This window comes from Novosphingobium sp. AAP83 (genome assembly GCF_001295795.1).
Classification (GTDB): Bacteria; Pseudomonadota; Alphaproteobacteria; order Sphingomonadales; family Sphingomonadaceae; genus Novosphingobium.
In genome coordinates, this window is sequence record NZ_LJHY01000024.1 from 25,361 (window position 1) to 45,754 (window position 20,394).

Annotated in this window: 18 protein-coding genes and 1 pseudogene; 8 read left to right on the forward strand and 11 right to left on the reverse strand. The window is 59.1% G+C overall.

Annotation, left to right across the window (positions count from 1 at the left end):
• Nucleotides 1-112: 112 nt before the first annotated feature.
• From IP81_RS14635 to IP81_RS14650, 4 genes are read right to left on the reverse strand one after another with little or no spacing between them, the layout of a single operon-like run.
• Entirely contained in the window at nucleotides 113-952 is an 840-nt protein-coding gene (locus IP81_RS14635; protein ID WP_231626851.1) for a haloacid dehalogenase type II, read from the reverse strand.
• Complete coding sequence (locus tag IP81_RS14640; RefSeq protein ID WP_157573250.1) at nucleotides 949-1,878, reverse strand: glyoxylate/hydroxypyruvate reductase A; 930 nt, start codon at nucleotides 1,876-1,878, stop codon at nucleotides 949-951. Before IP81_RS14640 ends, IP81_RS14635 begins: the two co-directional genes overlap by 4 nt.
• Nucleotides 1,878-2,903 (reverse strand): PepSY domain-containing protein, encoded by a 1,026-nt coding sequence (locus IP81_RS14645; protein WP_082356189.1) that lies wholly within the window; start codon nucleotides 2,901-2,903, stop codon nucleotides 1,878-1,880. Before IP81_RS14645 ends, IP81_RS14640 begins: the two co-directional genes overlap by 1 nt.
• 60 nt (nucleotides 2,904-2,963) lie before the next feature.
• Nucleotides 2,964-5,138, reverse strand: a complete 2,175-nt coding sequence (locus tag IP81_RS14650) for a TonB-dependent siderophore receptor (RefSeq protein ID WP_054108758.1) — start codon at nucleotides 5,136-5,138, stop codon at nucleotides 2,964-2,966.
• Nucleotides 5,139-5,661: 523 nt separating this feature from the next.
• On the opposite strand from IP81_RS14650, the gene IP81_RS14655 reads away from it, so the two are divergent.
• Genes IP81_RS14655 through IP81_RS14665 form a run of 3 tightly spaced genes read left to right on the forward strand, consistent with a single transcriptional unit; the run spans nucleotide 5,662 to nucleotide 8,815 of the window.
• A complete protein-coding gene (locus IP81_RS14655; RefSeq protein ID WP_054108759.1) occupies nucleotides 5,662-6,330 on the forward strand; it encodes a haloacid dehalogenase type II in 669 nt (222 codons plus the stop codon).
• A 16-nt stretch (nucleotides 6,331-6,346) separates the two neighbouring features.
• Complete coding sequence (locus tag IP81_RS14660; protein ID WP_082356190.1) at nucleotides 6,347-7,420, forward strand: phosphotransferase; 1,074 nt, start codon at nucleotides 6,347-6,349, stop codon at nucleotides 7,418-7,420.
• Between the two features lie 54 nt (nucleotides 7,421-7,474).
• The gene (locus IP81_RS14665) at nucleotides 7,475-8,815 is read left to right on the forward strand and encodes an aspartate aminotransferase family protein (protein ID WP_054108760.1); all 1,341 of its coding nucleotides are present in this window, start codon (nucleotides 7,475-7,477) and stop codon (nucleotides 8,813-8,815) included.
• Between the two features lie 542 nt (nucleotides 8,816-9,357).
• On the opposite strand, the pseudogene IP81_RS21320 reads toward IP81_RS14665, so the two are convergent.
• The 7 genes and pseudogenes from IP81_RS21320 to IP81_RS14700 form a co-directional block, all read right to left on the reverse strand.
• Nucleotides 9,358-9,642 (reverse strand): annotated as a pseudogene (locus IP81_RS21320) (hypothetical protein); the annotation flags it as partial.
• 57 nt (nucleotides 9,643-9,699) lie between these two features.
• Entirely contained in the window at nucleotides 9,700-10,221 is a 522-nt protein-coding gene (locus IP81_RS14675; protein WP_197274649.1) for a nuclear transport factor 2 family protein, read from the reverse strand.
• A 46-nt stretch (nucleotides 10,222-10,267) separates the two neighbouring features.
• The gene (locus tag IP81_RS14680; protein WP_054108763.1) at nucleotides 10,268-11,191 is read right to left on the reverse strand and encodes a CopD family protein; all 924 of its coding nucleotides are present in this window, start codon (nucleotides 11,189-11,191) and stop codon (nucleotides 10,268-10,270) included.
• A gap of 7 nt (nucleotides 11,192-11,198) precedes the next feature.
• A complete protein-coding gene (locus tag IP81_RS14685) occupies nucleotides 11,199-11,588 on the reverse strand; it encodes a copper resistance protein CopC (RefSeq protein ID WP_054108764.1) in 390 nt (129 codons plus the stop codon).
• A 17-nt stretch (nucleotides 11,589-11,605) separates the two neighbouring features.
• Nucleotides 11,606-12,433, reverse strand: a complete 828-nt coding sequence (locus tag IP81_RS14690) for a copper resistance protein B (protein ID WP_054108775.1) — start codon at nucleotides 12,431-12,433, stop codon at nucleotides 11,606-11,608.
• Between the two features lie 290 nt (nucleotides 12,434-12,723).
• Nucleotides 12,724-14,601, reverse strand: a complete 1,878-nt coding sequence (locus IP81_RS14695; protein ID WP_054108765.1) for a copper resistance system multicopper oxidase — start codon at nucleotides 14,599-14,601, stop codon at nucleotides 12,724-12,726.
• A gap of 865 nt (nucleotides 14,602-15,466) precedes the next feature.
• Nucleotides 15,467-16,732 carry a NupC/NupG family nucleoside CNT transporter gene (locus IP81_RS14700; RefSeq protein WP_054108766.1) on the reverse strand — a complete coding sequence of 422 codons (1,266 nt, stop codon included), beginning with the start codon at nucleotides 16,730-16,732 and terminating at the stop codon, nucleotides 15,467-15,469.
• An 86-nt stretch (nucleotides 16,733-16,818) separates the two neighbouring features.
• Here IP81_RS14700 and IP81_RS14705 point away from each other — a divergent pair, with 86 nt between their 5' ends.
• From IP81_RS14705 to IP81_RS14725, 5 genes are all read left to right on the forward strand, one after another.
• Entirely contained in the window at nucleotides 16,819-17,466 is a 648-nt protein-coding gene (locus IP81_RS14705; RefSeq protein ID WP_054108767.1) for a queuosine precursor transporter, read from the forward strand.
• 146 nt (nucleotides 17,467-17,612) lie between these two features.
• Complete coding sequence (argB, locus tag IP81_RS14710; protein ID WP_054108776.1) at nucleotides 17,613-18,509, forward strand: acetylglutamate kinase; 897 nt, start codon at nucleotides 17,613-17,615, stop codon at nucleotides 18,507-18,509.
• Nucleotides 18,510-18,627: 118 nt separating this feature from the next.
• On the forward strand, nucleotides 18,628-18,927 hold the full coding sequence (locus IP81_RS14715) for a YggT family protein (protein WP_054108768.1): 300 nt from the start codon (nucleotides 18,628-18,630) through the stop codon (nucleotides 18,925-18,927).
• 30 nt (nucleotides 18,928-18,957) lie between these two features.
• Nucleotides 18,958-19,851: a bifunctional methylenetetrahydrofolate dehydrogenase/methenyltetrahydrofolate cyclohydrolase FolD gene (gene folD, locus IP81_RS14720; protein WP_054108769.1), complete on the forward strand. Its 894-nt coding sequence runs from the start codon at nucleotides 18,958-18,960 to the stop codon at nucleotides 19,849-19,851.
• 311 nt (nucleotides 19,852-20,162) lie between these two features.
• Nucleotides 20,163-20,394, forward strand: a 232-nt coding sequence (locus IP81_RS14725; RefSeq protein ID WP_197274650.1) for a transposase, incomplete at its 3' end; no start/stop codon positions are given.

Here is a 20,394-nt window from a genome sequence, read left to right on the forward strand (position 1 = left end):
TCCGCGCTACTGTGCCGATTGCTGGTGCAGGGCGGCACGGCACGGCATCGCCTTACCGCTACTCGGCATTTTCTGCGGCGGCCAGGAACAAACCGATCCCGCCGCACCACGATCAGAGCCCGACCACTGACGGCAGCGCGCCGATGTGCGGAATTTCCACGTCGCGGTAGTTCCCGTTCGATGGTTCATGCCCGCGACCGACGAAAACCCGGCAGCCAAAGCCAAGGTCTGTCGCAGTGTTCTGATCGTAACGGAAACTTGATGACACGTGCATGCCCACCTCCGGCCCCATGCCGAGCTGATCGAACATGTATTCAAATGCTTGCATGCGTGGCTTATATGCTTGCGCGCTTTCGGCAGTGTATACGCGGTGGAAGGTCGCCCCCAATAAGCCAACATTCGACATAATCTGGCTATTCATCGCGTTCGAAAGGATCACCAGAGGGATTTTGTCGCAGATTTTCGACAGGCCGCCGGGCACATCCTCATGCGGACCCCATGTCGGCACGGCTTGATAAACCGCGTTTGCTTCGTCCTCACGGAACTCTACGCCCCATTTTTTCGAGCAACGCTCAAGCGAATTGGCGATGACATCCCGGTAAGGCTGCCACGGTCCCATCACTTCATCGAAGCGGTATGCGGTCCAATCCTTGCAGAAATTCGGCAAGTTTTCGGCGTTAAGACGGTCGGCATAGAATTCCGTCGCCATCTCGGTCATGCGAAAACGGGTCAGCGTGCCGTAGCAATCGAAGCTGATGAACTTGGGGGTGAAGACGGCGGTGCTCATGAGGCGCATTGATCCCTGTCTGTCACTTCCGGCGGGCCGGATAGCTTCTGGCAACAGGCTTAAGATGACCGCTTTTACAGCAAAACTTGCAACCGTTCGCCTACGTCCAACCCTGTCCAAAGCACTTTTTTTGCGCGCATACCGGCACGAAATGCCGCGCCTCAATAGCCCTTGATCCGGTCAACTTCACCCAACAGCGGTTCGCCTGTCAGCACGCGCAGAACGTTGTCCGCCAGGACCTCGCCCGCTGAGCCGTGGCGAGTCTCAGCCGCGACATGGGGCGTCAGGAAGATCGCGGGGTGACTGTAGAATTGATGGCCTTCTGGTAGCGGCTCGGGATCAGTCACATCAAGCATGGCGGCACGCAATTGCCCCGAATCAAGCGCGCAAATCAAGTCGCCTGCAATCAGATGACCGCCGCGCCCAGCGTTCACGATAGCACTCCCGGGCGGCATCTTGTCAAATGTCTTGCGACAAAGGATGCCGCGCGTCTCCAGCGTCAGCGGAAGCAAACATACGAAAATGTCGGCCTGCGTCAGGAATTCGTCAAAGCCTGCCAATCCTGCAAAGCAGGTGATACCATCGATATGATGTTCGCTCCGGCTCCAGCCCGATAGGGCAAAGCCCAGCGGCTTCAAAATTTCGAGCGCCGCCTTGCCCAGCTCGCCAAGCCCCATGATGCCCACGCGCGTTTCAAATGCCAGACGTGTATGCCGATACGTCCAGCATCCAGCACGCTGCTCCGCGATGAAAAACGGCAGGTCACGGTGCAGCGCCAGACAAGCCATGGCCACATATTCTGCCATGCCGGTAATGATACCCTGCTCGACCATCCGCACCACGCGTACTTGCGGAGGGAGCGCCGCCAGCGGCAACTGGTCGATTCCCGCGCCAACGCTGAACAGCACCTCCAGATTGGGGAACTGTGCGACAAAGTCCGCAGGCGCATTCCACGCGGCAAGATACCGCACTTGCGCCGGATCGACCGGATCATGCCCCCAGCGCAAGAATGGCAGTTGTGGCACGCGAGCCTCGAATATCCCTTTCCATACGAGGCCTCGCGCCTCCAACCCGTGATACAGCATGGTCATTATCGCAGTGTCCTTTGACGCCACCACATCAACGGGCCGGACACGCCCAGCCCGATCAGCACGAGCGCTTCGACAAGCAGCACAAGTTGGCCGAGCAGGCCGAACTCATCGCCCGAGTGATAAGGCAAGACAGTCATCCATAAGGCCGAATTGTCCTGTGCCGATTTCGCTGTAATGAGTCGCGACGCTGTCAGATCGACCTTCACTACGTGCACGGCCAGCGAATTGCGCTCTGGTGCAAGCAGGTTCACGTCCATGCGCGCATCGGCAGAAAAGCGAAGGTCCCGGACTTTAGCGCCGGGAAACTGAGCTTGTGCCAACACCAGACCTGCAGCGACGTTTGCCGCGATCGGACGAACCGGCTCCACCTCAGAAACCGGTTTCGGCAGTGCTGATACGAGCGCGGGGAGAAGATCGGCACCTGCCAACAAAACGCCCGTCAGCGCGCTGCAAGCAAGCAGCAGCGCAGTTACGACGCCGAAACTGCGGTGCCAGTGCCGCAGCCTGATCCGCGATGGCATGCGAGAATTGACGACGAGCGATTTGCCCCAGCGCCCCTTGCCCGGCCACCAGAAAGCAAGGCCCGTTCCCGCCATCAGCAACAGCACGAGGCCGTTCAGCGCGACGATGACAAGACCTGTCGTCCCAGCCATGAGCCGGTAATGGAGTTGTAGCGCTGCCTCGATCGGAAAGCTCGCCAAGCCGCCCTCACGCACGATCCGTGCGGATACGGGATCAATCATGGCGAAGCTGCGCATGCGATCGGCATCGACGAACTGAGCAAGTGCCATCCGTCCGTGCTGGGCAGGCGGTTGCAGGCGCTCTACGCGCTTGCCGGTTGCTGCGGCCGCCGCGTAAAGTCGGTCTATTCCAAGCGCCGGCCCGTTCGAGGTAGTGACCTCCAGCAGACGGCCAAGCGGCTCACGAAACAGCAGAACGCTGCCGGTCAGCGTCTGGAGCACCAGAAGCGGTGCAAATAGCAGCGCCATCCATCTGTGCCATTTCAGAAAGCTTTGGCGTCGCATTGTGCCTCGTCAGATAAGTTGGGCTGCCGGAGCGGTGACCCCGACAGCCCAATTCCGTTATCAGAACGAGAACGTTGCCCGCACGTTGAAAGCGCGCGGCGGGCCAGGTGCGACCCACAGCCGCGCGTACGACGCGGTATAGAACTGCTTGTCGAACAGATTGGTCACGTCAGCAGTGACCTTGATGTTATCAGCCGGCTCATAGCTCGCCATCAGGCGAGTAATGACATAGCCGGGCAGTTCGAACGTCGAGCCGGTTTCGCCAAGACGCTTGCCTACGTAGTTGATACCTCCGCCCAGCGTGAAACGCCGGTCGCCTATCATGAATCCCTTGCTGGCAATCAGGTTGGCTGCATGTTCGGGGATGTTGATCAAGCGATCACCGGGATTGATGGTCAGGCCAAAGTCTCTGTCCCCTGCCCGCGTTGTCCAGTTTGCATCCAGATAGGCATAAGTGGCGATGACCATGATGTCGCCGGGCAGATTGGCGTTGAAATCCAGTTCGATCCCGCGTGACCGTGCAGCACCACCGGCAATAGAGAACCCTGCATTGGCCGGATTCGGATCGGCGGTCAGGATGTTGTTCTTGGTCATCGTAAATGCTGCGATCGAACCGCTGATCGGACCACCGGGCTCGCCCAACCGCAGGCCCACCTCGTAGGATTTGCTCAATTCTGCCGGGAAAGGATTGCTGGCAGCATCCACGCCGCTGTTCGGCCGGTAGCCTTCGCCGTAACCACCAAAGATCGAAAGATCGTCGTTGATTTCATAAAGAATCCCACCGGTTGGGCTGAACTGCTTCTGGTTGACAAGGATGGTACGGTTGTTGGCACGGTTCAACACGGTCTGCTTGAAGTTGTCATAGCGGCCACCAAGGCGCAGTTTCAGCCGGTCGGTCAGGTCGATCTGATCCTGAAAGTAAATGCCCCACGCCTTTTGCGTTTCAAAGGTGTTGGTCAGCGGTGTTGCCCCCAGCGCCAATGTCTGGCCGTAGACCGGGTTGAAGATATTGACAGCATAATTTGCTGCCGTGATCGGCGTGCCTGCCGTATAGTTTACCGGGCGGCCGCGAAGCTGCAGAAGATCAATCCGGAATCGGTCCCAATCGGCCCCCACCAGCACATGGTGGGCAATTCCACCGGTGTTGAACTTACCCGAAATTTCGCCACGGACCACAAGGTTGTCGGTGCTGTAGTCACGCGAACGGCGCTGACGAGCAAGGAAGTTGCCCGTTGAGGTCAGAGTCTGGCGGCGGTTGGAGCCGATTGGATCCAACTCTGGCTCACTTGAAATGCCTTTGAATTCCGTTTCGCGATAGCTGACACCAGCAAGGAAAAACCAGCTGCCGCCAAGCTTCTGCTGAAGCTGTACTTGATGGCCAAGCACGTTGACGTTCATGCGCCCATCGCCGGGTTCGCCAAAGAAGGTTGACCGGTCAACAACGCCAAGCCGCCCGTTTACCGCAATTGTGCCGCGATCAAACGGAACGCGATTATCCATGAACTCGAGTTCATAGGAAATACTGGTGTCCGTGGACGGCGTGAACACGATAGAGGGGTTAGCCGTGTAAAGTGTCTGGCTCACGGTGTCGCGGAAACTGTCTCCATCCTGCGCTGCTCCGTTCAAACGGATCGCCACGGTATCGCTTAATGAAAGGTTATAGTCGGCTTCTACGCGGAACGTGTTCCAGCTGCCGCCTTGCACCGCAAAGCTGCCGAAAGTCTCACCGACCTTGGCCTTCTTCGTGATGATGCTGATCGTGCCACCCGGTTCACCCCGGCCAAACACGGCGCCATTGGGGCCTTTGAGGATTTCGATCTTTTCGATGTTGGACGCATCGCGCGGGCCGCCATAACCGCGACCGGCATTGAAACCGTTGACCAGCACGCCGCCGGCAAAGTTCTCGTCCCCGGCAAAGCCGCGAATGGCAAAACCATCGAACAAGCCGCCAAAGTTGTTCTGCCGCGATACACCACTGGAAAGATCAAGCGCAGTATCGAGCCGAGTAATGTTAAGGTTTTGCAAGGTCTTGGCGTCGATGACTTGCACGCTCTGCGGAATTGCCGAAAGCGGCACATCGCCACGATACTGCTGCCGCTGGCCGATAACGACGAGCGATTCTGCAGGCTCAGCCTGATCTTCGGCAGGCGCTGACTGCGCCCGTGCCGACATCGGCATCGCTCCCATCGCTACGCCAACTGCCAGTGCGACCTTAACTGCGGAAATAGATTTCATCGGAACTTCACCCCTCATTAGTGATGCGCACTCTCTCACCCCGCTTGCCACACGTGTGTTTGGCTGGCTGACTGAGCGTTTCCATTTTTCCTGCGAATTATTGTTATTCGCCGAGAGTATGCTCTTGCAAACGAATCTTGCGTCGAAGCGGCGAGCGTGGACGGATGATTATTGTGAAATTGTCGTGACAGCGTCCTTTTTGTGCCGTTCGACGTAAAAGCCCCCTCTCAGAACCGGCGACGATCTACCCAGCACCTCGCTCCGCCGATCAGCAGCGAACACCCGGCCATATCTGCTTTCCCAACACACACGCACATGATTCTAAGGAATTTGGGCTTTGCGCATTTCTAAGGAGCTCCAGCAGAATGTAAGCGTCGCACCGCTTCTTCCTGTATAGAGCAGTGCATGATTACGCAGCCCCTACCAGAATTCAGTACATCCTGCTGAAAGCCCGCCGCATTCCGCAAACCCTCTTCAAGCCCCGCACTATACAGACGGATATCAAAATTGGAGAGCTGTGCGTATGAGCAACTTTCGTCCAAAGTACGTGACATTTGATTGTCATGGCACGCTAATCAATTTCAAGATGGCCGATGCGGCAAAGGATCTCTTTGCGCATCTTATGACCGATCTACAGATGGCTGAATTCATCAAGCACTTTCAGGCCTATCGCCTTGACGAAGTGCTGCAAGACTGGAAGCCCTACGCCGAAGTGGTGCACAACGCGCTCGAGCGCACGTGCAAGCGCAACAATGTCGCTTTCAGGCCTGAGCAGGCCGAAGACATCTACAACCGTGTGCCGACATGGGGTCCGCACTCAGACGTGCCCGAAGGACTCGCCAAGCTGGCAAAGCACATTCCCCTGGTCATTCTTACCAATTCGATGGTTGCGCAGATCCCTGCCAACGTCGCAAAGCTTGGCGCGCCGTTCCACGCCGTGCTGACGGCAGAAGAAGCCGGCGCATACAAGCCGCACCTCAAGGCGTTCGAATACATGCTCGATACATTGGGTTGCGGCCCGGACGACATCACGCACGTCTCGTCATCGTTCCGGCACGATCTCATGTCGGCCTACGACATCGGCATCAAGAGCAAGGTCTGGGTAAACCGGGGCCATGAGCCCGCCAACCCGTTTTATGAATACACCGAAATTCCCGATATAACCCGGCTGCCCGGTGTGTTTGGACTCTGACGACAGGATCTTCGAGATGCAGGCGTACGCAAGTCTTCCATCGGAGATGGAGGCGGATGGACGGGCGTATTACCAGACCTCTGCCGATCGTCTGGCGATTTTGCCGGACGCATCCGAACCCGCGCTGTCGGCGTTGCTGCTACAGCAACATTATGGCCAGCCCGGCACACTGACCGCCCTGTCGTCCGAAGTCGAACAGACGTTCGATGCGCAGCTGGACGACGGTCGGCGTTTCATCCTCAAAACATCGTCGAGACCAGAGGCGCTGGAAAGCTTCCGCTTCCAGTCTGCCGTGCTGGACGGACTGACAGGCGTCGATGCCGTCCTGACACCCGACGCGATCCCTACCGTATCAGGCGGGTTGATGTTCGAACAGGATGGCGTCGTTGGCTACCTCCAGACTCGCATGAAGGGCGTCCCGCTCCATCAGGTACCGTGCACCCCTGCGCTGATGCGGGACATCGGCGCGGCGCTTGCGCGTATCAGCCTTGCCATGATGCGCATCGCCCCCCCGGCAGCGCGGCGCCCGATGCTATGGAACGTGGCGTGCTGGCCCTGGCTGGTCGAACTGGAACGCTATCTTTCCCAAGGCGACACAGCGCGGTTCGCACACGCCGCCATGGACGATTACGTGCGCCGCATCGCACCGCAGGCTGCAGACCTCAGCTGGCAGATCACCCACAACGATCCCAGCCCATTCAATATGATCGACACAGGAGCCGGCATCGGGTTCATCGATTTCGGCGACGGCGGCTGGAACCCCCGCATCCAAGACCTTGCCATCGCGGCAGGGCATTTCGTGCTGGATCCGGACTCGCCGCTGGGTGGCGCCGAATATGTCATTGCCGGCTATGCCTCGGTTGCACCACTGTCCGATCTTGAAGCATCGCTTTTGCTTGGGCTCATCCGCGCGCGCCAGAGCGCGCTCGTTCTGATCAACAACTGGCGCGCTCACCTCTTTCCCGACGCCGCACCGTACATCATGAAGAACGTGGCCCGCGCCGAACAGGGACTGGCAATTCTGGCAATGCTCGACCATCCGGCAGGCGAAGCGGCGGTTCGAGCGGCAGCTGGCCTCTATCCCTCCTGAGCACCTGAATATCTTCCGCCTTAGACAACAACTGCAGCAGACAGGCAGCACTTCATGCCCATAGATCTCATGCCCAATCGCTTCCGTCCAGGTGAGGTTGAACTTCCCAAGCGCGAAGCCGATCTGATTGCGCGACGCGACGCGGTTCTTGGGGCCTCCTACCGGCTGCAGTATCGCAAGCCCGTCCACTTCGTTCGCGGGCAAGGCATGTGGCTTTATGATCCCGATGACCGGCCTTATCTGGATTTCTACAACAACGTACCGTCGCTCGGCCACTGTCATCCCGAAGTCAACGCGGCCATGATGGAGCAGGCCGCCCGGATCAGCGCCAACACGCGCTATCTTGAGCCCCGGCTGGTCGAATATGCCGAAAAGCTGATTGGTACGTTTCCCGCCGAACTCGACCGCGTGGTTTTCACATGCACCGGCAGTGAATCCAACGACCTTGCCTTGCGCATCGCCCGTCTGGTGAGTGGCGGCGAAGGTGTGATTGTCACCTCCTATGCCTATCACGGAACAAGTGCAGCAGCCGCCGCAGTCTCGCCCAATCTGGGCGCTGCGGTGAACCTCAGCCCGAATGTGCGCATCGTCGAACTTCCTGGACCTGCCGGCATTCCTGACGATCAGGCAGCAGACTTCTTCGAGGCGCAGGTCCGCCTTGCCATCATCGACCTGCAAAGTCGCGGCATCGGCGTTGCCGCGCTGCTATTCGACAGCATATTCTCAAGCGACGGCGTGTGGATTGATCCTCCGGGCTTCATTGCCGGAGCGGTGGAAGCCGTACGCGAAGCTGGCGGCCTGATCATCTCGGACGAGGTCCAGCCCGGTTTCGGCCGCACCGGTGCGCATATGTGGGGTTTCGAATGTCACGGCATTGTTCCTGATCTGGTTACTCTGGGCAAGCCAATGGGCAATGGCTTTCCGATCGGAGCCGTCATTGGCCGCCAGCGTCCGATGGAGCAGTTCGGCCAGACTGCGCGCTATTCCAACACCTTTGCCGGAAACACGGTCGGCATTGCCACCGCCGACGCCGTGCTGACGATCCTGCAGCGTGACCGCATACTCGACAGCGTAGTGACAGTCAGCGACCACCTCAAGCGCGGGCTTGAGCGCGTTGCCGCGCAAGTTCCCGGTATCCGGGGCATCCGCAACGCCGGATTGTTCTTCGGTGTCGACATCGGCCTGGAACACAGTCTGCCAACTGAACGTCGGGCGATGGCGCTCGATCTAGTGAACGCAATGCGCGACGATGGCGTGCTGATCAGCACGACGGCTGCCAACGAAGACGCGCTCAAAATTCGGCCGCCGCTGGTCTGCCAAGACGAACATGTCGACAAGTTCCTGACAGTATTCCGGACCGCTCTGGGTAAGATAGCATCCGGATACAGCAGTTAGCAGGATTGAGCCTTGGCAGCGCTGCCAACACAGCGTCACTGACCGGTCGAGGTGCCGCAATCACCTTCTCATCGGGCATGGCACAGCTTTTCGCCTCGGCCAGCAAATGGAACTCGTAAGGTTTGCCCTCCGCATTGGGGAACAGTGACCAGTCCTTCATCCTCACGTGATAAATCGGCTGCATTGCTCGAACGGCTGACAAGCAGCCTTGCGCTCACCATAATGCGCGCACTTAAGCCGAGACTCAATCACGTCGAGAGAACGGTTTTTCGCCCTGCGGCAACTGAGCGAGATCGCCAAAGGGTCTAGCACTACGATAAGCCCGCAACCCAGGCAGGTTACGCGCAGGCCTTATACCCGCCGTTACTGCTGCCGATGTGAACAATTGACGTTGATCGAGTGCTACCGGGAGTAGAACGCCGCATCATAGGGCGAAGCGGACATTCCCAATCGACGTGTCAAACGGCAGGTCCTGTCAGAAGCCGACATCCAGAGTTTGTCCGCCTAGCATCGCAGCGCGGCAAAAAGTGGGCCGGGAATTGAACGGCAAGTGCAGGCGGCGAAACATAACGCCCGACGATATCGTGAAGCTTCGCGGCGAAGGCCGGATCGTTCGACAACTTGAAGTTGCGCCAGCAATGCGGAATATGACCATGCGCCTCGTCCACGTTGGCTTTGCGCGGCACCTTACCCGTCGAAGACATGATGGCAGAGGCCCCAAGACCGTCGCTGCTGAGCAAAACGATACGAGCACACCAAACATGCTTTTGCGGGCTCAAAGGCGCCGCCACAATGCCGCGCGCGATTTCGAGACTTCCCGGCAGCAACGCGGACCATCAGTTTACCTGCGATCGGTGCGGAACTCCTCCCTTGCTTCGCGATCTCTACCGGTTGATTTCCGCGGATGACCAGTGGATGTGGACAATCCGCCATTGTCCCTCAACGCGCCTCAGCAACATCGTCTCGACCGAGCGGCTGTTGATCGCGCGGTTGCGGTAAGTACCGGTAACGATTTCAACGCTCATCACCCAAGCGGCATCCCCGTCCTCACCGTGTGATCGGCTGATAAGTGAACGGGGCACTGCGGCACTGAAGGCCGCATCGGCCTCAAGATGATGTTCAGCATACTCGGCGCGGCTGCTTTCGACGCCCCCTGACTCAAAGATCATCACATCCTCGGTGAGAAGCGCGAGCGCGGCTTGTGTGTCGCCACTGGCGAGCGCCGCGTGGAACGCGATTACGGTGCCGACCGGTGTCGTTGTGTCAATGTGCGCGGGATGTCCGGATTGCTCGGATTGCGCTGTTGTTTGAGTCATGTCGCGCGAGCTGGGATGCGCCGCCGTGAGAAACATCCCCATGGCAGCGAAGCCGATCAGTCGAGCCGCGCGCGCACTTGCTTGGCTCAAACACTTATCCATCAGGATCGTATATCTCCCCCAAAACTCGCTATCGCTAGACAATCATGGGCGACATCATGCCCAGCACCGCGACCAGAACTATGACGCTGATTGCCAACGCAAACTCACCAGCCAAACTGCGGCGCACCGTCAAAAGCGTTATTGCGGTGTCAGCTATTGCATCATTCTCGGCCAATGCATGGCGTCGACTGACTTGGGCATTATGTGCGCCAAAGGCCAGCATACAGCCAACCAAAATCACTTTTGCAGCAAGCAGGAAGCCATAAGAGGTCGGCAGAACCGGAATACTGTTTTCCAGGCCAAAGATCAGCTGCGCATTGATCAAGCCGGTAAATCCGACGACGGCGACAAGACCCACGCCCAGCGGAGCGAAACGGTGCATAGCAGCGAGCAGAAGCGGAGGCGGGACGTTGCCCGACAGGCGATGAACAGAGACGGTCAGATGCAAGAACCATCCGATCGCGCCGAGCCACAGACCCGCTGCTATCAGATGGGCGCCATTATTGACCCGGTGGAGAATGCCGAGCGCACCCTCGGTTGCTGCAGCATGACCGCTCCATCCGAGCGTAATTAGCGCTCCGGCGAAACAAGCAGTAGCGATCGGGAAACCTATGGCGGTCGGGTGTCGAACGAGCAGCGCACACAATCCGATGACAAGTAAAGCTGCTCGCACGAGGAAAGCTTTGCCAATATCGGTGCCAACGATCATTGCTTCAGCCATCGGCCAATCAAGCGCCGTCAATGGCACACCCATCATTGCCGCGATTGAGGTCAGCATCAACGTGAGTGAAAACACGGGTGCCGCAAACGCTGCCATGACCAGCATGTGACCGTCCCGACCGTGGAGCAACCAGCTCTGGCCACGCAACCCGACCAGGCGAAATGCCGTCGAGCCGAACAACCCGAGCAGCAACGCATAATGCGTAAACCGCAGGACCTGTTCGGTTAGCACATCCATTTCCGTATCAGCCTATGATGAAGCTGACTTTACCAGTCATACGATGGCCATCAGCCCCCGCGGCCTGCCAGCGCACCTCATAGGTTCCTTTAGCCAGCGGCTTTTTCAGGTTGAGCGACATGGTCTTGTTGCCGTTAGACCAGGCAGTGGTGAAGTTTCGGATGGCCATTTCGCCGTGATTTGCCATGCCCGGCATCGCGGTCATGACGATGCTTGCCGCCGCGGTCGGCGGCAGCAGTGCTTCATTGAACGTAAGCGTGACCACGCGCGCGCTGCCAACAGTCGTTCCCTGCGCCGGTGTCGAAGCGACGACCTTTGTGTGGGCAAGCGCGGCGGCCGGGAGAACGATGGGCGCTGACACCATAGCGAGGGCCGCAAAAACGGATGAAAATTTCATGTGAATGTCCTTTCAATTCAAAACCAGAAACGGATGCCTGCAACAAGGCTGGTGACGGAAGGGTCTTGACCGCCCGCGCGAGCGAAATCGGCACCATTGCCAATCCGCCATGACTGTTCAATGCCGATATAAGGCGCAAATTCGCGGATGATCTCATAGCGTAGCCGGACGCCAACCTCGATCTGGTCGATACCTGCACCGATACCGAGAAGCGGCACGTCTTGCGCAGCGAGGTTTACTTCTGCGCGCGGCTGAAGGATCAGGCGCTGGGTTATGCGTTGGTCCACTTCGCCTTCGATCCGTGCGGTGACATCGCCCCGGTGCGAGACGAACAGCGCGGCATCAACCTCGAACATGTAAGGGGCAAGGCCCTGCACGCCGACCACTGCATGGGTGGTATCCGGCCCGCCTATGTCCTGGCGCACCCCGACCTGGAAATCCCAAAATGGTGCAAACGCCTTGGCGTAGAGTGCCTGTACCTCTGCATCGTCGGGCGCCGAGCCGAATTCACCTTCGCCCTCACTCTTGAACCAAAGTCGCTCGGTGGGACCCCCGTAATAGCCCTGAATATCCCATAGATAAGCGTCTGGCCCCTCACGTATTTGTGCCTCAATCCGGTCCCCCTGAAACCAGAACACCGGAAAGTCGCCATGGGTGCGCTGGAGATCCTGGCGTGAGGTGCGCATCGCTTCAGCTCCCCAGATCGCATCCGCAGCACGCGGTGGGCCGCTTCCGGCCTCGGGCGGAGGCGGCGTTTCCATATCCGGCCCGGGAGACGTTGGTGCAGCTTCGCCCAGCCCTTCGTGATTCATTCCGCTATGATCCATGTCATCCTTCGGTGCCATGGTTTTCGCCGGCTCCGCAGGCATGTCATGACCCGCATGCGGATCAACGGGCGTGGGTGTCGGCATATCCGCCATTTCATGCCCGGCATGCGGGTCAGCCGGCGCTGTCGCTGGTGGCGACGTGGGCATCCTGTGACCGGCGTGCGGATCCGAGGCACTTGATGCTGGCGCAGCTGGCAGCTTTGGGTCCGGGGTCGGCATTGTCATCGCGTGCCCCTGATTTTGGGCATGCACCGGCACTGCGATCAGGGCCGTACCGATCAGCACAGCCGATAGAACTGGGCGCATGCTCACGCTCCAATCTCCGGTCCAACCACAGTGACAGTCTGCATCATGCCGCCGTGCATGTGATACATAAGATGGCAGTGAAATGCCCAGTCGCCCGCTTCATTCGCAGTCAAATCGAACTGTGCGCTCGCGCCGGGCTGGACAATCACGACATTCTTGCGAGGCTGATATGCAGCGCTCTCGCCGTTGACCAGCTCGAAGAACATGCCGTGGAGGTGGATAGGGTGCGCCATCATAGTGTTGTTGACCAGCTTCACGCGCACGCGCTCGTTCCACGCAAAGCGGATCGGCACGTCGCTGACAGCGGAATACATGCGTCCGTCGAAAGACCACATGTAGCGTTCCATATTGCCGGTGAGATGCAGCTCCAGCAGCCGTGAAGGCTCGCGCGTGTCGCGGTTGCGCTCGTGCGCGGTAAGCATCCGGTAATTGAGCACGCGGTGCGGCACATCGCGCAAGCCGAGGCCGGGATCGCCCATTTTATCGACCGGTGCCATCGACACCATATCAATTCCGGGACCGACCGCGACATCAGGTGGCAGGAGCGCAGTGTCGCGCATCTTCATGCCGTCCATGCTCATCTCGCCCGCTGCCATGCCCGCCACTGCGCTTCCCGAGGCCTCGGCAGGTGCAGGCGGAGCACCATGGCCCATCTGCGCGTGATCCTTAGCGCCCATTTCTGCTCCTGCCGCGTCCCCGACAAAAGCGCCGGAATGGTCCATCGCGCTGTGGTCCATGCCGCCGGATCCGTGATCCATCCCCATATCGCCCATCGTAAGCAGCGGCGGATCGCGCAGCGCAGGAACGCTTGCCCGTTCGCCGGGACTGGTGGTCAGCATCGCCAGCGCCATTCCCGAGCGGTCCATCGATTCGCCGACGATCGCATAGGCCGCGGCATCGCCCGGCTCGACGATAACATCATAGATCTCGGCCGTGCCGATCTGGAACTCGTCAACTTCAACAGGCCGCACATTCTGTCCGTCCGCCGCGATGATTGTCATCGGCAGCCCGGGAATGCGAACGTTGAAGAAGCTCTGCGCCGAGCCATTAATGATGCGCAGCCGGACGCGTTCACCCGGCTTGAACAGATATTCCAAGCCCTCTGTCGGTCCGCGCCCGTTGGCAAGAAACGTGTATGTCTTCCCGCCAATATCCATGATATCAGTCGGCATCATCCGCATCTGTGCCCACATCCGGCGTTCTTCTGCAGTCATTGGGTAGTCATCGGTCCAAGTGTTTTGCTGGCGGTTGAAATAGCCTTCGCCGGTGCGCAGCCGCTGCATGATGAAATGCGGGTCGAGCACCGTGAAGTCGCTAAGCAGCAAAATGTAATCGCGGTCATATTCGACCGGTTCGGCACCCGCCGGATCGATGATCAGGGGGCCATAATGCCCAGATTGCTCCTGCAATCCCGAATGACTGTGATACCAATAGGTGCCTGCCTGTCGGACGGGGAATTCATAAGTGAAAGTCTGGCCTGGACGAATCCCGGGAAAACTTATGCCCGGGACCCCGTCCATCTGGAACGGCAACAAAAGGCCGTGCCAGTGGATCGACGTGTCCTCACCGAGGTTGTTGGTCACATTGAAGCGGACATTCTGCCCCTCGCGCAGGCGAATAAGAGGGCCAGGAACACTTCCATTTACCGCGATGCCGGGACCGCGGCGGCCTTCAATAATGCGATGACCGCTCCCCACGGCAAGGTCGATCACGTCGCCGCTCACTTCGCCAAAGCCAGCAGGAATACGCGGCCCGCCTTTCCCGTGGGTTCCGCCGCGGTGCACGCTATGTCCTTGTGCCCAAGCCGGCGTAGCGGCGAAAGCAGATGCCGCGCCAAGTGCGGCGATAAGGTGACGTCGAGTGAAATGAGGACTGTTCATACACCTCTATACGCGCGGGCTCGAATTATCCCTCATGGTGCCCGTTAGTTTTTGACGCGCTTGGCAGAGCCGTGTCTCGACCGCCTTAACGCTGATGCCCGGCTGTCGCGCTGGCGACCCGCATGGCGCGAATGATCTGGGCGCTTCTTCTCAAAGGCGGCATTTACCAAGCACCGGCGAACATGGCGAAGGCATAGAAAAACAAGAGATTCCAGCGTCTCGCCGCGGGTAGGTACTGGCAAGGTGCCAATGCGTGATGAACCCAAGGAGCCAAACCTCGATACCGATCAGACCGTCTGACTCACTGCACCTTCGAGCGCGCAAAAGCGATTAGGCGATTGGCATTGCGGATTTCATCGTGGCCAGCAGTTTAGGACCGCGTCAACAGGCTGGACATATGACTGCATTGTCCAACGGTCATTTACGCAGAATGTACGTTGTTAACCGGGCCGTTCCACATATGAGTCAGAGCCAATTCTCGGTGATGATTTCTGGACATCCCGGGTCAGTTCTCTGTGCTACTCAACAACAACAGCAAATCGAGCCATCCTTTTGCGTTCTCAAGATCGGGAATGGCGGCCGGTTCTGAGTAAGACGAACTTTGCGACCCATGATATGGCCGCAAGTGCGGCATCTCAAACGAATTGCAGGCGCAGGGTCCCACCCGCCGAGGCAAGGGCTATCTCGGACCCTTTCCCTATAAGACTTGAGCTTGCTGCTGCAGCAGTCTCCTCAATCAATGCTGCAGGACGTCAGCCCTGACAATCCCTGTAGTCATTGAACGCCGGGACGACAGCAAATATCGCGCCTATGCGCCCGCGTCAGCTACTTTCGCAGAGGTCCGCTCCACGGGAATGATGAAGCTTCAGGTTCCTGCCAAAGCCAAAAACATCCCCGCGAGTGCCGCGCTCATAAGATTGCTGAGCGCGCCTGCGACCAGCGCGCGCATGCCCAGTTTGGCGATCACCGGGCGCTGGTTGGGGGCAAGGCCGCCCGTAACCGCCATCTGGATCGCGATCGAGCTGAAGTTGGCAAAGCCGCACAGCGCGAAGGTGACTATGGCGACGGTGTGTGCCGACAGTGCGGTGTCTTTGCCCAGTTCAATGAACGCAACGAATTCGTTGAGCACAATCTTGGAGCCGAACAGCCCGCCTGCCTGCATTGCTTCGCCCCAGCCGTCAGCACCCAGCAGCAGGAAAACGGGCGCAAAGACATAGCCCAGAACCATCTGGAACGAGAGTTCCGGCAGACCTAACCAGCCGCCCACCCAGCCCAGAATGCCATTGGCCAGCGCCACCAGCGCGACAAACGCCAGCACCATCGCACCCACCGCGACAGCCAGTTTCACGCCGGTTTGCGCCCCTTGGCTGGCGGCCATGATGATGTTGGCGGGGCGCTCCTCCTCGTCCGAGGCAAGGCCGGGTTTCACATGCGGATTGGGCAATGCCTCATTGCCGACTGCCGCAGGTGTTGGCGGTTCATCAGGCATCATCAGCTTGGCCATCAGGATGCCGCCCGGAGCCGACATGAAAGCAGCAGCCACCAGATAATCGATGCGGATGCCCATGCTGGCATAAGCGGCGAGAATCGTGCCCGCCACGCCCGCCATGCCCACGGTCATCACGCAGAACAATTGCGAGGGATTGAGCGCGGCAAGATAGGGCCGGATCACCAGCGGCGATTCGCTTTGCCCCACAAAGATATTGCTGGCAGCGCAGAGCGATTCGACTTTGCTGATGCCGGTCAGCTTTTCCAGCCCGCCGCCGATCCAGCGGATCACCAGTTGCATTACGCCCAGATAATAGAGGATCGAAATCAGCGCAGCGAAGAACACGATCACCGGCAGAGCGGATATCGCAAAGCTCGTTCCGCCGATGGCCGGATCGGCCAAAGGCCCGAACAGGAACGAAACGCCTGCCCGCGCAAAACCGAGCAAGCCTTCCACTCCGCTGGCCGCACCTTGCAACAGGCGGTTGCCAAACGGCACATAGAGCACCAGCGCAGCAAAGCCTGCTTGCAACGCGAATGCTGCGGCCACAACGCGCAAGCGAATGGCGCGGCGGTTGGTCGACATGGCAAACGCGAGTGCAAGGATGAGCAGCATCCCGAGCAGACTGTAAACGACACGCATCGGGTGTGAGGCTCCGCAACACAATTGGTTTCAGCCGAACCTAATAGCGAATTGGCGCAAGCTGAAAAGCGCGCTATCGGCGTTTGATGCACGATAACGCCGCCACAGCGCCCGCAATCCCCCGTTCTTTGTTCCTCCTTGCCTTATTCTACGGCGGAATGGTCACTTTGGGCGGAGTGTTGGGTGCCAAACAAGTCGCCCTCGGCCCGTTGGCGGTAGAGGCCGGAATTTTCCCGTTCCTGACACTTGTAGGCATTTCCAGTGGCGTTGCCGAACTGCACGGCAAAGATGTTGCAGACAGGCTGGTGCGTTATGGCTTCCTGCCGCTTGCTTTCGCCATTTTCCTGACACTTTTCGTGCTGACACTGCCGACTGATCCGGGAATGTACGAACCCGCCAAGGCAGCATTCCCGATCGTGTTGGGACAGTCATGGCGCATGATGCTGGCAGGAATATTGGCTTATGGGGTTTCTGTCACGCTGAATGTCTGGATCTTCAACCGGTTGCGTGGCGCCGTTGGGCGGTTTCTATCGGTGCGCGGCTTTGTGGCGGCGGCACTTTCGCAGATCGTCGATACACTGATCTTCATTTCGATATCGTTTTATGGCGTGCGCCCCATCATGGCCTTGATGGCTGGGCAAATGCTTGCAAAAGTCGTGCTCTCGGCGGTGCTGATACCCATGATAATCGCGCTTGTGCTGTGGATCGGGCGCAGGCTGGATTCCGCAGACTGATCGCCCCCATCCCCGTTCGTGTCGAGCGAAGTAGAGACACAGCGCCCAAGTGTCTTGACTTCGCTCGACATGAACGGATTTTGGAGACTGGTGGGTGCGCACAGCCAATATTGGATTTCGCGCACTTTGCGCGTAAAGGCGCGGCCATGACTCAGAACCACGATCCTGTGATGCTCGCCAAGGCAGAAACGCTCACCGAAGCGTTGCCCTATATCCAGCGTTATGCGGGCAAGACTTTTGTCGTCAAATACGGCGGCCATGCGATGGGTGATCCCGAAGCCGCGCGCGATTTTGCCGAAGACGTCGTGCTGTTGCAGGCGGTGGGGATCAATCCTGTGGTCGTCCATGGCGGCGGCCCGCAAATCGGTGCAATGCTCAAGCAATTGGGCGTGGTATCAAGCTTCGTCGATGGCTTGCGCGTGACCGACAAAGCCACCGCAGAAGTTGCCGAGATGGTTCTTTCGGGCAAGATCAACAAGGAACTGGTTGGCTGGATCGCAGCGGCAGGCGGCAAGGCCGTGGGCATTTCGGGCAAAGATGCAGGGCTTGTTACGGCCACCAAAGTGGAACGCACAACCAAAGACCCCGGCAGCAATATCGAAACCGCAATTGATCTGGGCTTTGTGGGCGAACCTTCAGAGATTGATCCGGCAATCATCTACACGGTCAGCGCAGCAGGCTTTATCCCGGTGATCGCGCCGATTGGCGTGGGCAAGGATGGCCACACCTATAACATCAACGCCGATACGATGGCCGGCGCAATTGCCGCAGCGCTGGGCGCCTCGCGCTTGTTCCTGCTGACCGATGTTCCCGGCGTGCTGGACAAGGACAAGAACCTGATGACCGATCTGCGCCCGGCCGATATCGCGCGGCTGGCGGCAGATGGAACGATCAGCGGCGGGATGATCCCCAAGCTGGAAACATGCGTTCACGCGGTTGAAGCCGGATGTGAAGCCGCAGTTGTGCTGGATGGCCGCGTACCCCACGCGATGCTGCTCGAAATCTTTACCGCCCGTGGCGCGGGCACTTTAATTCGCGCCTGAACCGATCCGCACCTAAGTATTCGGTCGTAACACTGCTCGTTGCACCCGTAGGGGCTCTTGTGGCTGAGGGTGTGGGTCGGCTAGAAGCCGGAGCCGCCTGCTTGAAGGATTAAGCGCCATGTTTTTGTACACGCTGATTTCAATGATCAATTACCTCGTGAACATTCTGGTGACCGTGGTGATCGTGCAGTTTGTGCTCGGCCTGTTGATCTCGTTCAACGTCGTGAACATGCACAATCAGGCGGTTTCGGCGATCTGGAAGGCATTGAACGCCATTCTGGAGCCGATGCTGCGCCCGATCCGCAGGCTGCTGCCCGATACCGGTGGCATCGATTTCTCGCCAATGGTGCTGATTATCGGCCTGAACCTGCTGATGATTCTGCTCGGCGGCGTTGCCGCTTCCACCGCTGGCGCTTGAGCCCCCTTTTTTTCGAAACAGGACATTCTGATGACCGCTGCGGTAATCGACGGGAAGGCATTTGCCGAAGGACTGCGCGCCCGCGTGGGCACTTTGGCGGTGGCGTTTGAAGCCAAAGCCGGGCGTAAAGCGGGCCTTGCGGTGGTTCTGGTGGGCGAAGACCCCGCAAGCCAGGTCTATGTCCGCTCCAAAGGCAAAAGCACGCTCGAAGCTGGCATGAACAGCTTTGAACACAAGCTTCCTGCCGATACCTCCGAGGCCGATTTGCTCGCTGTGGTCGAACAGCTCAACGCCGATCCTGCGGTCGACGGAATCCTCGTCCAGCTTCCCCTGCCCGCCCACATGGACGAGCAGAAAGTGATCGCCACGATTGCGCCTGACAAGGACGTTGATGGCTTTCACGTTATCAACGCAGGCCGTCTTGCCGTCGGCCAGACAGGCTTTGTGCCGTGCACGCCGCTCGGCTGCCTGATGCTGCTCAAAGACCGGCTGGGCGATCTTTCGGGGCTGGACGCAGTTGTGATCGGCCGTTCCAACATCGTGGGCAAGCCGATGGCGCAATTGCTGATTGCGCAAAGCTGCACCGTTACCGTTGCGCATAGCCGCACCAAGGATTTGGCCGATGTGGTTCGCCGCGCAGATATAGTCGTGGCTGCCGTGGGCCGTCCCGCGATGGTCAAGGGCGATTGGATCAAGCCGGGCGCGGTCGTGATCGATGTGGGCATCAACCGCGTTGCTGGTGCGGTGGAGGGCAAAACCAAGCTGGTGGGCGATGTGGATTATGCCTCTGCCGTCGCGGTTGCCTCGGCGATTACACCCGTTCCTGGCGGCGTGGGGCCGATGACCATTGCGGTGCTGCTGCGCAACGCGCTGGTCGCGGCCTACCGCAACGCCGGGCTGGAGCTTGCCGCCGACGCTGTTTGAGGGTTGGGCGCAAAGCCCTCCCCGCTGCGACTAACTCCGCCTGCGGCTCGTCAAGTTTCGCTCCCCTTGTATCTGGACGTGGTCGGTTGATTGCGTTGTACTCGGCTGATCGCCCGTTTGGGTGGCCACCCAACCCGGGCGCTGCGCTGCTGCCGCCCGTCACCCCTCAGGTAACAACCGTACGGGAGCTTGGGACCAGCACCGCTTGTCACGCTCGACCAAATAGCCGGCTGGTGTCTCAACCGTACGGACAAGGCAGGTTACCGTGATTGAAACGATTTGCGGAGTGGATGTTAGCAAGGCCTGGCTTGATGGCTAGATCGAGGTTGGCGGATTGCCGGTTCGCCAATGATGAGGCGGGAATTGCGGCTTTGGCAGACTGGGCGGGTTGCCATGGTGCAGGGCTGGTGGTGATGGAAGCCAGCGGCGGAGTCGAGCAGGATGCCTTCCCTGCGCTGTGGCAGGCAGGCATGCCCTGCGCCCTGAACAACCCCAAAGCCGTGCGGCGCTTTGCCGAGGCGATGGGGCGGTTGGAGAAGACCG